At 45.0% G+C, this 14,599-nt stretch carries 12 protein-coding genes; 11 read left to right on the top strand and 1 reads right to left on the bottom strand.

Going from position 1 to position 14,599, the window contains the following annotated elements:
* The first annotated feature begins 3 nt into the window (after positions 1–3).
* From F6J90_RS00715 to cobD, 7 genes are all read left to right on the top strand, one after another.
* Complete coding sequence (locus tag F6J90_RS00715; RefSeq protein WP_293090623.1) at positions 4–1,296, top strand: folylpolyglutamate synthase/dihydrofolate synthase family protein; 1,293 nt, start codon at positions 4–6, stop codon at positions 1,294–1,296.
* A gap of 272 nt (positions 1,297–1,568) precedes the next feature.
* On the top strand, positions 1,569–2,672 hold the full coding sequence (gene pilM / locus F6J90_RS00720; protein ID WP_293090624.1) for a type IV pilus assembly protein PilM: 1,104 nt from the start codon (positions 1,569–1,571) through the stop codon (positions 2,670–2,672).
* Between the two features lie 4 nt (positions 2,673–2,676).
* Entirely contained in the window at positions 2,677–3,477 is an 801-nt protein-coding gene (locus F6J90_RS00725; RefSeq protein WP_293090625.1) for a PilN domain-containing protein, read from the top strand.
* Positions 3,474–4,232 carry a GspMb/PilO family protein gene (locus F6J90_RS00730; protein WP_293090626.1) on the top strand — a complete coding sequence of 253 codons (759 nt, stop codon included), beginning with the start codon at positions 3,474–3,476 and terminating at the stop codon, positions 4,230–4,232. Before F6J90_RS00725 ends, F6J90_RS00730 begins: the two co-directional genes overlap by 4 nt.
* 287 nt (positions 4,233–4,519) lie before the next feature.
* Positions 4,520–6,967 carry an AMIN domain-containing protein gene (locus F6J90_RS00735; protein ID WP_293090627.1) on the top strand — a complete coding sequence of 816 codons (2,448 nt, stop codon included), beginning with the start codon at positions 4,520–4,522 and terminating at the stop codon, positions 6,965–6,967.
* Positions 6,968–7,525: 558 nt separating this feature from the next.
* Positions 7,526–7,810, top strand: coding sequence for an HU family DNA-binding protein (locus F6J90_RS00740; protein WP_287251158.1), 285 nt, complete (start codon positions 7,526–7,528; stop codon positions 7,808–7,810).
* Positions 7,811–7,836: 26 nt separating this feature from the next.
* Positions 7,837–8,973 carry a threonine-phosphate decarboxylase CobD gene (cobD, locus tag F6J90_RS00745; protein WP_293090628.1) on the top strand — a complete coding sequence of 379 codons (1,137 nt, stop codon included), beginning with the start codon at positions 7,837–7,839 and terminating at the stop codon, positions 8,971–8,973.
* 33 nt (positions 8,974–9,006) lie between these two features.
* Here cobD and F6J90_RS00750 read toward each other — a convergent pair whose 3' ends face one another.
* Positions 9,007–9,234, bottom strand: a complete 228-nt coding sequence (locus F6J90_RS00750; protein ID WP_293090629.1) for a hypothetical protein — start codon at positions 9,232–9,234, stop codon at positions 9,007–9,009.
* Positions 9,235–9,391: 157 nt separating this feature from the next.
* Here F6J90_RS00750 and F6J90_RS00755 point away from each other — a divergent pair, with 157 nt between their 5' ends.
* From F6J90_RS00755 to rph, 4 genes are all read left to right on the top strand, one after another.
* Positions 9,392–11,134 carry an NAD(P)/FAD-dependent oxidoreductase gene (locus F6J90_RS00755; RefSeq protein ID WP_293090630.1) on the top strand — a complete coding sequence of 581 codons (1,743 nt, stop codon included), beginning with the start codon at positions 9,392–9,394 and terminating at the stop codon, positions 11,132–11,134.
* A gap of 161 nt (positions 11,135–11,295) precedes the next feature.
* Positions 11,296–12,804, top strand: a complete 1,509-nt coding sequence (locus F6J90_RS00760) for a thymidylate synthase (RefSeq protein WP_293090631.1) — start codon at positions 11,296–11,298, stop codon at positions 12,802–12,804.
* A gap of 366 nt (positions 12,805–13,170) precedes the next feature.
* A complete protein-coding gene (locus tag F6J90_RS00765) occupies positions 13,171–13,713 on the top strand; it encodes a dCMP deaminase family protein (RefSeq protein WP_293090632.1) in 543 nt (180 codons plus the stop codon).
* Between the two features lie 117 nt (positions 13,714–13,830).
* Complete coding sequence (gene rph / locus F6J90_RS00770; RefSeq protein WP_293090633.1) at positions 13,831–14,535, top strand: ribonuclease PH; 705 nt, start codon at positions 13,831–13,833, stop codon at positions 14,533–14,535.
* The last annotated feature ends 64 nt before the right edge of the window (positions 14,536–14,599 follow it).

Consider the following 14,599-nt stretch of genomic DNA (forward strand, 5'->3'; position numbering starts at 1 on the left):
CCCATGGATATTGACGACCTTCTCCAATCCTTTAAATACTTTGGTGTTCAGCTTGGCTTAGAACGCATACAGCAACTTCTATCGCGCTTAGGTAATCCCCACCAGGATTTTCCAATCATTCACGTGGCTGGAACTAATGGTAAAGGCTCAGTTTGTGCCTACCTGTCTTCTATACTCACCCAAGCTGGCTACCGAGTCGGACGTTATACTTCTCCTCACTTGGTGGATTGGACAGAACGGATTTGCCTTAACCAAGAACCGATCTCCACCCATACCCTAGGCACAATTTTGGAGCAAGTTATCGCAGCAATTCCAACAAACTGTTCCGATCCACCAACCTTATTTGAAGTGATTACTGCTGCTGCTTGGTTGTATTTTGCTCAGCAGCAGGTGGATGTGGCTGTAATAGAAGTGGGATTGGGAGGACGGCTGGATGCAACCAATGTATGCGATCGCGTTTTGGTTAGTATTATCACATCCCTGAGTTGGGAACATTGGCAGCGCCTCGGACCGACCTTAGCTGATATTGCCAAGGAAAAGGCTGGAATCCTAAAGCCTGGCTGTCCTGCGGTAATTGGTACGCTCCCGCCTGAGGCTAGGGCAGTGGTTGAATCAAGGGTGAATCAGTTGGGGTGTCCAGTGGTGTGGGTAGACTCGGCAGTGGATTTGCCAGAGGGTAAGACCCCAAGCACCGGAAAGCATCTCAGATGGGTGGAGTATGGGGGAGTCAGCTATAGTTTGCCGTTGTTGGGGGAAGTTCAGTTGGTTAATTCCGCGATTGCGATCGCAACGGTACAAGTTCTGCAACAGCAAGGTTGGGAGATTCCAGAAGATGCGATCGCATTGGGGATGGCGAAAACCACTTGGCTGGGACGTTTGCAGTGGACTAGCTGGGAGAATCACCATTTACTGATTGATGGAGCCCATAATCAAGCCTCTGCTCAGGTTTTGAGACAATATGTTGATACCCTAGGTAAATCGGTCAACTGGGTAATGGGTATACTCTCGACTAAAGACCATGCTGGTATTTTTAATACCTTGCTCAGACCAGGGGATCGATTATCTCTAGTGCCAGTACCTGACCATAGTTCAGCTGAGCTAGACTACTTGGCTACTCTCGCGCAACAAATTTGTCCAACCTTAGCCGATTGTGCTACTTATCCAGAGTTAGTGACAGGACTCCGTGCTACCTTTAACAAAGCCGAACCTGACGAGAGGATTACTGTCCTTTGTGGCTCTCTGTACCTAGTTGGTCACTTTTTGCGAACACAAGCTTTTGTTGGTGGTAATGGGTAATGGCTAATGGCTAATGGCTACAATAATCAATTTCACGATTAATCAAAAAATTGTCATGATTGAGAGCTAGATTGGGTACCATAAATAGCACCCTAATGTTGATTCCCATGACCCTGGGTTATACAAAAATTTATCTGAATTCCCCATCTACCTAACTCAGATAGGGTACCTAAATCAATTGTGAAAATTTTTGAGCCCAAGTTTCCTACTCCCTACTCCCTACTCCCTACTCCCTACTCCCTACTCCCTACTCCCTACTCCCTTTGCTAGATATGGTTAACCGTTTTAAAAATTTATTTTCCCGGCGCAAGCAAGGTGTTGGTATAGAATTAGCCCCAGAACGAATTCATATTGCTCAATTGCAGCGGCAAGGTCAGAGCCTCAAAGCTACCACCCTATATGCTCATGAGGTTCCAGAAGGGATCTGGGAAGGAGGACAAATTGTTGATTCCCCTGGTTTAGCGGAACTGATTCGAGAAGCCCTACAGGAGAGTCAAGTCAAAGTGGAGCGGGTTGCTACTGCTTTACCAATGCGGGAAGCAGTAATCCGGATTATTCCGATTCCTGCTGAGCTAGATGATAACGAGCTCCGGGATATGGTACTCAACCATGAAGCTGGCTTATATTTGCCCTATCCCCGGGAAGAAGTGGATTTGGATTATCAGAAGCTTGGCTTCTTTGTGGATGAAGATGGAATCGAAAAGGTACAAGTCCTGCTGGTGGCTACTCGTAAGGAAATCACCGATAGCTATCTCGATACCTTTGAGCAGGTAGGGTTACAAGTAGATGTACTCGAAATTAATAGCTTTGCCCTGATTCGTACCATCCGAGAACAACTGCGTCAATTTCCTTCTCAAGAGGCAGCGGTTCTGGTAGATATTGAATTTGATAGTACTGAAATTGCCATAATTGTAGATGGTGTACCGCAGTTTTCCCGTACTGTTCCCATTGGTACCTACCAACTTCAGAGTGCTTTATCACGGGCGATGAATTTACCAGCCTCTAGAAATACCGAACTCCTCCAGGGGATGACTATTCCCAGTACCCCAGTTGATGGCATGCGCACCGGCTCGACCGGGGTAAATCCAGGGATGGTGGCTCTGATCCAAGTCTTGGGAGAAATTGCCGATGAACTAAGGCGCTCTATCGATTTTTACCTCAATCAGATGGAAAATCTAGAAGTAGCTCAACTCTTACTAGCTGGTCCTGGGGGTGGTATCGGACAACTTGATGAATTTTTCACCCAACGGTTAAGCTTGCCCACGATTCAGGTGGATCCCGTGGCGGCTCTTTCCCTAGAAGTGGAGAAAGATATTCCGATGGTACAACGACCGAGCTTAGGAACTGTGCTTGGATTAGGATTACGAGAGGTATAGCACTATGTATAGTCTTGATATTAATTTTTTAAAAGACCGAAATCCTGAGGAGATCAAGTCTGTTCAGGATGGAGCCGCTAGACAAGGGATTGCCCTAGGGGAAATGACCCCTCTACTGATTGGAGCTGCAGTGGGTCTAATCCTACCTGGATTGGTGGGAGGCTTTTGGGTAGTTCTCCAACATCAAAACGCTCGGTTGAAGGAAGAAATTGCTGATGTTGACAAGAAACTGGCAGCCTTGGGAGCGCAAAAGCAACGAATTAGTCAGCTAAACAAGGAACTCAAGCTGGTCAACGACGAAACTAATGCTCTTGCCAGTGTCTTTAATCAAATTAAGCCTTGGTCAGCAATGTTACAGGACATTCGTGAGCGCACTCCCCCCGGAGTCCAAATTAAAGACATCGAGCAACAGCAAGTCACTGACAAAAATACTTCTAAGGATGAGTCTAGCGCTAACTCACGACCTAAAATCGAGCTGGATATTTCTGGTACAGCTCGAACCTTTGATGATGTGAATTACTTTTTGTTGACGCTACAGAATTCTTCCTTTTTCGACAAAAATGACACTCAACTCATCAAAGCTCAGTTAGTCAATAATCCCACAAAATTGGAAATTCCTGAGAGTCAAAAAGAATTAGTAACTCAGGTAAAATATACCCTGCCCAAAGTGGTAGAATATACTATTAAAACTCAACTGAGTGATATCCCAGCTTCTGAGATCTTAAAAGAGTTAGACCGTAAAGGAGCAGTAGGATTAGTGACTCGGATTAGAAACCTTCAATCCCAAGGAGTGATTCAACAATGACCTATGCTACTGATGACGAGTTTATGAGTGTTGAAGGTCAGGAGGAAGAGCCTGAGTATCCTACTGCCTTCGGCATTACCTTTACTCCCCAAGTTTCTGGGATTACTTTTGCTATTCTTGGTCTGGCCGCTGCTGTCTATCTAGCCATGAACCTGATGTTACCGGCTTGGCAGGAGTATCAGACTTTACGAAATGATTTATCAGGCAAGCAAGATGACCTCCAAAATCCCGAAGTACTCCAGAAAAAAATAAAACAGAAAGAGGAGGAACTCAAGCAAGCAAAGCAGCAAAACCGCCGGGTTTTGAGTTTGTTTTCCACTGAAAAAAGTCTAGATACTTTATTGCTTGATCTCAATACCTTTGTAAAGGATACTAGAGGAACTTTGCTTAAATATGAGCCAGATTCCGAGGGAATCAATATAGTGAATGATGGGTCTTTAGGAACCCTAGTTGATGGAAAATTAAAACGGAGAACCGTCAATGTAGAAATTGAGGGTAGCTTCCAACAAGTGCAGTCAATTATGCGCAGCTTTGAGCGGCTACAAGCGATGTTGTTGATCAAAGACCTAGAAGCTCAAATCAGTGAACCGCAAACACTAGTGCTACAGCAAGGTAGATTAGTTCCTGGGCCTCAACCTAAGTTAAAAACAAGCTTAACCCTGGAAGCTCTCATGCCTGCTAGAGATTTAGATAAGGAGGAAGAAGAAAAAGCTGAGGAAAAGGATGGTAATAAAAAATCAGGTAAGAAGAAATAATCCTAAGTTCCTTTAGTCTTGCTATATTCTTGCTACCAATTTAATGATGGGGAGATGGCAAGATGGGGGAATTGATCGGTAGCCAAGTTGTTGGAAATTGAGATAACCTGCTGTTTTATGGATCTGACAGGATTATTAGTGTTGGTTATTGTTGTTGTTGTTGTTTGTTGAGTGTTTAGTGTTTTCTCTTTAACGTCTCAACGGTCAATAGTCAATAGTCAACCTTCAACAGCCCTTAATATGAGATTATTTCTGTGATTTCAGTCAGGAGATTTGAGGAATAAAGCGTGAGACAGATTCAAGTATGTGGTGGAGTGTTCGCGGCTACAGCAATGGCTTTATGGGCAACACAGCCTGTAGTAGCAGCAAGCCAAGTTAGTGCCATACGGTTCAACCAGCAAGGGAGTGAACTGGAACTTAAACTTGAGACAAAAGGGGGCAATGAGCCTCCACAGATTTTTGCTGTTAACCAAGGCAATGTCTTGGTAGCTGATCTGGTTAATACCCAGCTGAGTTTGCCCCAAGGGACTAACTTCCGTGAAACTAACCCCCTACCCAATATCAGTGCCGTTGCGGTTAAGGAACTGGATGACAACCGGGTCAGGGTGACAATTCGAGGCACTGACAAACTGCCAATCAGTTCACTGATCCAAAGGGACGCTCAGGGAATTACCTTAGGCATTGACACCACTACTGAGAATCAGGGGATATTACCTATCCAAGACTCATCGGTGATGAAGCTGGCTCAATTTCCTAATGCTCAAGTTCCTAATACAGAAACTAATCCTGAAACGGAACAGATGGAGAAACCGGCGGAACTTTCGGAACCAGAACCAGAGCCAGAGGCTAACCCCTCAGAAACTCCTGAACCTCCAGAAATAGTCGCTCCTGAGCCAGATGTGCTGGTACCTGAGCCAGAAATTATTATTGATGGGATACCGGCAGCTCCAGCTAATGCGGTGCAACCAATTGCGCCAGCGCCCCCCTTCTTACCTAGAGCAGTCGCACCACCAGTGGGGGATATTGCTGTTTCCAATATTAATGCTGCTGCTAGCACTATAGATCTCGGAACAGCAACTCTAGTGCCTCGTTTAGTATTACGAGAAGCACCGATTCGAGAAGTATTGTCTCTGTTAGCTCGTTCGGCTGGACTCAATCTGGCCTTTGCTGAGTCAGATGAAGACTCAGGTGTAGCACAGTTCACCATTTCTATTGATTTAGAAAACGAACCCGTCCAAGATGCTTTCAACTATATTCTCCAGCTGTCTGGTCTTCAGGCTAACCGTCGGGGAAGCACAATTTTTGTTGGGGCAAAACTCCCTCAAGCCGCTCGTAATCTCATTAGTCGTACTCTACGGCTCAATCAAGCCAGTGTCCAAGGGGCTGCTACTTTCCTAGCCACTCAGGGAGCAGAAGTGCAACAGGTAGTAATCGAGACCGAAGAAATCATCGATCCTGAAACCCAACGAGTGGTGCGACAAATCGAACGACCCCCAGAAATTCGAGCAATTACCAGTGAGCAGGAAGATGGTAGCCAAGGGGCACTGTTGCTGAAGGGATTAGCAGTATCTACCGATGACCGACTTAATTCCATATCTCTGGTGGGTGAGCCCAGGCAAATTGAAATTGCGACGTCTTTACTCAAACAGTTGGATGCTCGTCGCCGTCAAGTGGCGGTAAATGTCAAGATTATTGATGTTAACCTAGCTGGAACTGATGCCTATAATGCCAGTTTCTCCTTTGGGATTAATGATACCTTTGTAGTCAGTGATGGCGGAGCCGCAGCTGTTAATTTCGGTAGGGTTAATCCCCCCAGTAGAGATGATGTAATTAGTGGTCAGTTTCCTAATATTGAACCATTTGATTTTCGCGCTCCAGACGGAGATGGTGATCTATTCTTTGATAGACAAAATGCTCCCTTTGATAACCTAGTTGAGGGTTTCAGTGAAGAATCTGGTACTCGATCAGGCTTCGCACGTCCCGGCTTTGGTCGAAATAATAATCCATTCCAGCCAGGTGTGATAGGTGTCGATCGTCAAGATGATGGAAACGAGTTTACGTTTGCCCTTCCTTCTCTATTCGAGTTCCCTGATAAGTTTTTATTAACCTTGCAGGCTCAGATAGAGAGCAGAAACGCCAAGATTCTGACCGACCCTACTCTAGTGATCCAAGAAGGACAGGAAGCTACTGTCCGGTTGGTTCAGGAGGTACTGACTAGTGTGAGGACAGATATAGACTTAGATGGTGGTGTGGCCACTAGAACCATAACCCCCGTGATTGAAGAGGCTGGTTTAGTGCTATCGATCAATGTTGAGAGAATTGACGACAATGGTTTTATCACCTTATCTACAGCTCCCTCGATCACATCTCCCTCGGGAACTCAAAACTTTAACAGTGATAATGCACAAAACGAAATCACCTTCCTTAGTCGCCGACAACTGAGCTCTGGTCTAGTTCGTCTGCGGGATGGTCAGACGTTAATTCTATCTGGCATTATTCAGGACACTGACCGCACAACCGTAACGAAGGTGCCAATTTTGGGTGATATTCCCTTACTTGGTGCTCTGTTCAGAAGTACCGAGAAGGAAAATGAGCGTAGTGAAGTGATTATCCTGGTGACCCCTCAAATTCTGGATGACACAGACCGCAATGGTGGGTATGGTTACAGCTATACTCCTGGACGGGATGCCCGTCAAATGTTAAACCGGGGAGGGTTTCAGTCTCCAGGTAACTAAGGTCAACGAATGGTAAACGTCCCTTAACCTTTATCCCCCCCCAAGCTCGAGGGGAAGTAACTTATGAATTTGACTGCTCCCGCCTAATTGAGTGGTGGGAGTAGTTACGTTTTGAGACTTTTAGGTGTTTAGTTGTTTTTGGTTGACAATTTTATTGACTTAATTTTATTTATTTGGTTTAAGTGAATTTTTATAAGCTTAATATTATAACATATTTTAATGGTTATTGTCAATATCTAAAAAAGGCTCTCACCTTTGCTATCCCATAGCAGGCTCACCAAGCACCGGTAGAGCAGGGTGCTTAAGGTCAAATAATTGATTATATATAATTAACAATGAATGATCATAAAAAATGCTGATTGTCTACTCCCTAAGGAATAGATTTAGGGGGGCAATCTGGGGCAAAATTCTGAAATCTATATAAATTAGAGCATTCAACGATCCATATCGGCATTGCAAACATTAGAATAATGCAGTGAAACCTTGAAGCTGCGAGTGTTGCAGCGATTTTTTTGTTGAAAACCCTGGTTGGATGATCTGAAAAACAAGGAGATTTGAATGAATAAGGGTGAATTAGTTGATAAAGTGGCGGAAAGAGCTACTGTAACCAAAAAACAAGCCGATGCAGTACTAACTGCTACCATAGAAACGATTATGGAAGCAGTGTCTGAGGGTGATAAAGTCACCTTAGTGGGCTTTGGTTCCTTTGAATCCCGGGAGCGTAAGGCTCGTGAGGGCCGCAATCCCAAAACCGGTGAAAAGATGGAAATTCCGGCAACTAAGGTTCCAGCCTTTTCTGCTGGTAAGGTTTTTAAAGAGAGAGTTGCACCACCGAAGGAGTAATCGCTGATTCACTCAGAAACTTGTCCTTGAAACGACCAACTCACGGGGGAAATTTAGCCTGGGCAGCAGCACTGGCTAACTGTCCTCCTTCCTTAATTCTTGATTTTTCTGCCAGCATCAATCCTCTTGGTCCCCCTAAAAGTGCGATCGCAGCGATTGAGTCTGGGCTAAATAACCTGGTAGCTTATCCTGACCCCAATTATGCCGAGCTGCGGCAGTGTTTGACGCAACTGCATCCAACCCTGACCCCAGACTGGATTCTTCCAGGTAATGGCTCAGCCGAATTATTAACTTGGGCTTGTCGCGAGCTATCAGAACTAGATCAGACCTTGATGATTACCCCAGCATTTAGGGACTACCAACGGGGACTGAAGGCATTTGGAGCAAGAATTAGGAAGTGCCCCCTGATGAGGGAACTCTCGAGACCTAGTCAGAGATGGGGAGATAGGGAGATGGGCCGGGAGATTGATTCTTTCATCCCTTTACTCCCTGACTCCCTTACTTCCTTACTCCCACAAGAGGGGACTCGAAAGGGTTTGCTGCTGAATACCCCCCACAATCCCACAGGTCAATTGTTTACCTCAGAAGCAATTGAGCCTTATCTGAAGCAATTTGCTTTGGTGGTTGTGGATGAGGCTTTTATGGATTTCCTGCCTCCTGAGCAGGAGCAAAGCCTGATTCCTTTAATTGGGGATTATCCGAACTTGGTAATTTTGCGATCGCTTACCAAGTTTTACAGTCTTCCTGGACTCAGACTCGGTTATTGCATCGCCCACCCTGAGCGACTCCAACGTTGGCAGCAGTGGCGGGACCCTTGGCCAATCAATACCTTAGCAGCGGCAGCCGCAGCGGCAGTGGTTCAGGATAGAGCATTTCAACAGCAAACCTGGGATTGGTTAGCACCAGCGCGTACGCAACTGTTTCAGGGACTGGCTAAGTTACCTGGTCTCCAACCTTACCCCAGTGCAGCTAACTTCTTGCTAGTACACTCTGAAAAATCCACTTCACAGATCCAAGCACAACTACTCCAACACCATCGGATTCTGATCCGAGATTGCCTAAGCTTCCCGGAATTAGGCGATCGCTTTTTCCGGGTCGCTGTACGTACACAGGCAGATAACCAACGCTTACTAACAGCTTTAGACGCTATCTTGATAAGTTGAAGGTTAGAAGGTTGAAGGTTAGAAGGTTGAAGGTTAGAAGGTTGAAGGTTGTTCGCGTAGCGTGGCCTTTTGGCCAAGGTTGAAGGTTAGAAGGTTGAAGGTTAGAAGGTTGAAAGTTGAAGGTTGTTCGCGTAGCGTGGCCTTTTGGCCAAGGTTGAAGGTTGTTCGCGTAGCGTGGCCTTTTGGCCAAGGTTGCTGGCCGTAGGCGTCTGTTGTCGGGTAGGTTAGATGGTTGTTCGCGTAGCGTGGCCTATTGGCCAAGGTGAAGCGCCTGTAACCTGTAACTTTCAACCGGCTAACCTGTAACTTTAAACCTGTAACCTGTAACCTGTAACTTTAAACCTGTAACCTGTAACTTTCAACCGCGTCACCGCGTCAAATGTAACTTGTAACCTGCTAACCTTCAACTTTTTGACGAATGACCGTTGACTATGACCTAATTATCATTGGTGGCACTCCTGCTGGTTTCTATGCTGCTGTTACGGCTGCTGGTTTAAAGGCTCGTGTGGCTCTGGTAGAGCCTCAGCAAGGACAAACTAGCTGGCTAGGACAGGGGGCTATTTACACCAGAGTATTAAGTGAGATTGGACGTAAGCTTGAGCAGATGCGTGACGCTGCTCAATGGGTTATTTACCCTCAAATAGCTGATTTAACCGAAGCAGATTTTTCACAGACCCAGTTTCCATCCCTACAACTAACTGCAGTGATGGAATGGGCTAATCTGGTGGTTGCCAACTGCTCAGAACAGAATTCTCAAGCTATTTTAGCTGCTTTAGGGATTGATCTAATCACGGGTAAGGGTGAATTTTGCCGACTGCCTCACCTCGGTTTTGTAGTCAACAATCGACGTTTGCGGTCTCGTGCCTATCTGATCGCTACTGGCTCTCGCCCAGTTATTCCCGATATCAAAGGGTTACAGACCATAGACTATTTCACACCAAACGATATCTGGCAAAAAGTGTTGAAGGTTGGAAGGTTGAAGGGTGAACGGGAGTTGAAAGTTGGAAGGTTCAAGGTTGAAGGGGAGTTGAAGGTTGGAAGGTTCAAGGTTGAAGGGGAGTTGAAGGTTGGAAATGAAAACCAGCAACCTAAAAACCAGCAACCCGATAATCAGCAACCTGAAAACCAGCAACCTGAAAACCAGCAACCCGATCACCTTGGCCAAAAGGCCACGCTACGCGAACAACCTTGGCCAAAAGGCCACGCTTCGCGAACAACCTCCCAACCTTCACTACCCAAAAGCTGGGTAGTGATTGGGGATGAGCCTATTGCTCCAGAACTAGCTCAGACTTTAGCTAGACTCGGTTGTGAGGTAACGTTGGTGGTCAGTACTACCCGTATTTTGTTCCAAGAAGACCTAGAAGCATCTAGGCTCATACAAGCTCAGTTAGAAGCTGAGGGAATTCGGGTTCTGACGGATAGTCCAGTTGATCAGGTCAGAGAGATTGAGGGGAAAACCTGGGTTCAGGCTGGTAATAAGGCGATTGAAGCTGATGCGATTTTACTAGCTACGGGTGAGCAACCCAATGTGGAATCCTTAAATCTAGAAGGGGTTGGGATAAAGTACACTCAGCAGGGTCTTCAGCTCAATCAGAAGCTACAAACGACTAATCCCCGCATCTATAGCTGTGGCAAGATGGCTGCTGGTTATCCCTGTGCCCATATTGCCCAGTATCAAGCCAGCATTGCCCTGAAGAATGCATTGTTTTTCCCCTGCTTTAAGGTGGATTATCACGGGATTCCCTGGACAATCTTAACTGAACCCCAACTAGCACGGGTAGGTCTGACAGAAGTAGAAGCTAGAAAGCGCTATGGCAAGAATGTATGGGTGATGCGAGAATATTTCAAAGGGTTAGATCAGGCTCAGCTCCTGGGGCAAACCACTGGGTATATGAAACTGGTAGTGCAGCGCAATGGCACAATTTTAGGAGCAACCATAGTTGGATCACAAGCAACAGAATTAATTGGGGAAATTACCCTAGCGATTCAGCAGAAAGTTAACTTGGGTCTGTTGGCAAATGTCTATTATCCCTATCCCACGTTGTCAGAGATTTTTAAGAAAACAGCAATCGAGTGGCAGCACCAACGCATTAGTCGTAATCAGACCTTAAAAAACTTTCTGGAAGGCTTCTTTAACTTACGGCGTAGTTGGTCAAGGTAACTAACTCACCGTTGAACTCTGCTTTCTTATGTCCGTTATAATTTCTAGCATTTAACGGACAGAGGAAAGTGGTAATAAAGATCAATGTTGATTACCATTACCTCAAGCTTAAACCTTTAACCTTTAACATTTAACATTCAAGCTTCAACTTTTGCATTCAAATGACAGCAATCAGCAAACCAACTCAATTCCAGTACAAACCCCTGCACAAGCCTAATCAACTGATTTACGGTACAGGTCAAACGGCGGTGATTACGGGATGGACGATCAAAGAAGCGATCGCAAAAAAGTTAAACCCTTCGGAGTTTGCTGTGGTGGGACAGTTATACAGTCCTACCCGGGGAATTAGTCTGCTCATTCGTAATCTCCTCGCTAATCCCCATGTGCGCTACTTAGTGATTCTCAACGCTACGAAGGAAGACCGAAATGCTGGCAGTGGGACTTGCTTGCTGGACTTCTTCCGCCATGGGGTTGAAGAAGGGACTAGTGATACTGGTCGTCACTGCTGGGTGATTCGCTCCTCTATCAAAGGTTATATTGACATTGAAATTCCCTTACTGACCCTAGAACAACTCAGAAGGGAACTTTCTGTGGCAGAGGCTGATTCCATTACCCAAGCCGTTAGTCTGGTAAAGTCTTATGGCCTCAACACTCAAGACCCCTGGGGAACACCGTTGGAATTTGCCATGGCCGATGGTGTCGGGGAATCTGGCTGTGCCCCCCTACAACCAGGACCGCGCTACGGACATCGCATTGAAGGACGAACGATAGCTGAAACTTGGGTTAAAATAATTCATCGCATTAAAACTACCGGCACCATTCGACCCACGGGTTATGACGGATATTGGCAAGAGCTAATTGATTTAATGGCAGTAGTAACGGCAGAACCTCCTCAATTTTACTTTCCTCAGCCCAATTATTTACCATGCGATCGCGAATTTATCCAAGATTACATTCATCAAATCCTGGACGACGCACCCGTACAAGAAGGGGTAAAGTATACTTACGGTCAACGTCTACGTTCTTGGTTTGGACGTGACCAAATCGAGCAAGTCATCACCAAACTCATTGGTGAAATTGATTCCGCCAGTGCAGTGATTTCCCTGTGGGATGTCAAAGACCATGAGAAAGGGGGCAGTCCTTGTCTGAATCACATCTGGCTGAGAGTTGTGGATAATGAATTGTCCCTAACGGCCACATTGAGAAGTAATGATATGTTTAGCGCTTGGCCAGCTAATGCCTTTGGACTCAGAGCCCTACAGCAGTATATTAAAGACCAAATTGCTAAGCGCGGGGGTATTCAATTAAAAATGGGACCGCTGATTACCGTTAGTCAAAGTGCTCATATTTATGATGATTGTTATGACTATGCTAATCGGATTATTCAAAATCACTATCAAAAAATTATCAATTCAGAACAGAAACAGTATGCTGATCCCATTGGTAATTTCTTGATTGAAACGGAAAATACTGATATTATAGTGAAGCATACAACTACTGGTAGCGGCGAAGTAATTGCTAAGTATTATGGAAAAAAACCCATCAGTTTAGCTAGGGAAATTTGTAGTGATAATCCATCAATCCAACCTAGTCATGCGGTCTATTTAGGAATAGAATTAGAAAAAGCTTGGATAGCTATAAAAGAAGACAAAATTTATCAGCAATTATAGTTTTTGTTAATACTTATGATATACAAAATCCTGGGTTTTAGGAATTAGGTAGTAGGGAGTGACCCATGGAAAAATTGACTGTACCTCATGACCAGGATAAGTTCTTGATAAGCATCAACTATAGATAACCTAAAAAACGAGGTTTGGTGTAAAAAATAACCAAAGACAGTTTGGTAAATAATTATTGGTAGGTAGGTAGTATGACAAATTATAGCAATCGCAGGAAAGGTTAAAACATGTTTATATTAACTTTTTACTGCTCCCTGCTACTTGTTATATGTTCCCTTAAAAAAAGATGATATTTTATGGAATCAACTATACTTAGTATAGTGCTATAAAATTGACAAATTAAAATTTAAATTACCAATGACTAATGAAAGACCAAACTGGGATGAATATTTTTTAATGATGGCTAAGCTAGCAGCTACTCGCTCAACCTGTTTAGCCTTTCCTGTAGGAGCAGTGATTGTTAAAAACAATCAGATTTTAGCAACAGGTTACAATGGTTCCCCATCTGGCTCAAGTCATTGCACAGCTCAGGGATACTGCTATCCTGGACTAAGTAGCTGCGATGCCTCTCGTACCATGCCATCCCGAGCTGTTCATGCTGAAGCGAATGCGATCGCGTTTGCAGCCAAACATGGTATTGCCACTGCTGGAGCCAGTATTTATGTCACCCTAGAACCCTGTGTCTCTTGCTTAAAGTTAATCATTTCAGCTGGCATAAACAAAGTTTTTTATGAGACTATCTTCAATAGTGGAGAGAAAGCTCTAGTTAGAGATCATTTTATGAAAGAGGGCTTGGTTAGCCTAAACCAAATCCAGTTAAGTGAAGAAACAGCTAAACGAGCAGCTTCATTTCTCCTCAATCCAACATCTGTTCCTAAGTTGTCGAATCCAATTATCTAACACAATTACACAATTATTAACGGTGACTAGCTCGATACTATTGTAATAATTTTTGTTTCCTACTCCCTACTTCCTACTCCCTACTCCCTACTCCCTACTCCCTTTGCGATATAACTTATGTCTTGGCAGCGTCCTGATAACCGACAAGCGGATCAACTACGTCCCATTTTGTTTGAGCGAGAATTTACCCGCTATGCTCTTGGTTCCGTCCTAGCTCACTATGGTGAGACCAAAGTACTTTGTACCGTGACGGTTCAGGAGGAAGTACCCCGATTTCTCAAAGATACTGGCAGCGGCTGGCTAACCGCTGAGTATAGGATGTTACCAGGAGCAACACCGGAACGCCAAAGACGGGAAGTTCTCAAGCTTTCCGGTCGAACTCAGGAAATTCAGCGGCTAATCGGACGTAGTTTACGGGCTGCTGTTGATCTCAAAGCCTTGGGCGAGAGGACATTAACGGTGGATGCAGATGTTCTACAGGCGGATGCAGGTACCCGCACTACTGCCATTACTGGGGGATATGTTGCTCTGGTGGATGCTATCGATCAACTGGTTAAAACGGGAGTACTAGAGCGATCACCTTTAATTCACCAAGTTGCTGCTGTCTCGGTCGGTTTATTGGAGGGTGAGCCGTTTTTAGACCTCAACTATCTCGAAGATGTGGCGGCTGAGGTGGATTTTAATGTAGTGATGAACGACCAAATGGGTATTATTGAGGTTCAGGGAACAGCGGAGTCAGGGGCTTATACTCGCCATCAACTCAATCAGTTGATGGACGTAGCAGAAAAAGGTATTAAGGAGTTGTTAGAAGCACAGCGCTAGCAGAAACATAGTGCTGAGTACTGAGTAGGAACTCCTGCAACCTAGCTATTAATTTCCGGAAAAT

Origin of the sequence: Moorena sp. SIOASIH (assembly GCF_010671925.1) — a bacterium.
Classification (GTDB): Bacteria; Cyanobacteriota; Cyanobacteriia; order Cyanobacteriales; family Coleofasciculaceae; genus Moorena.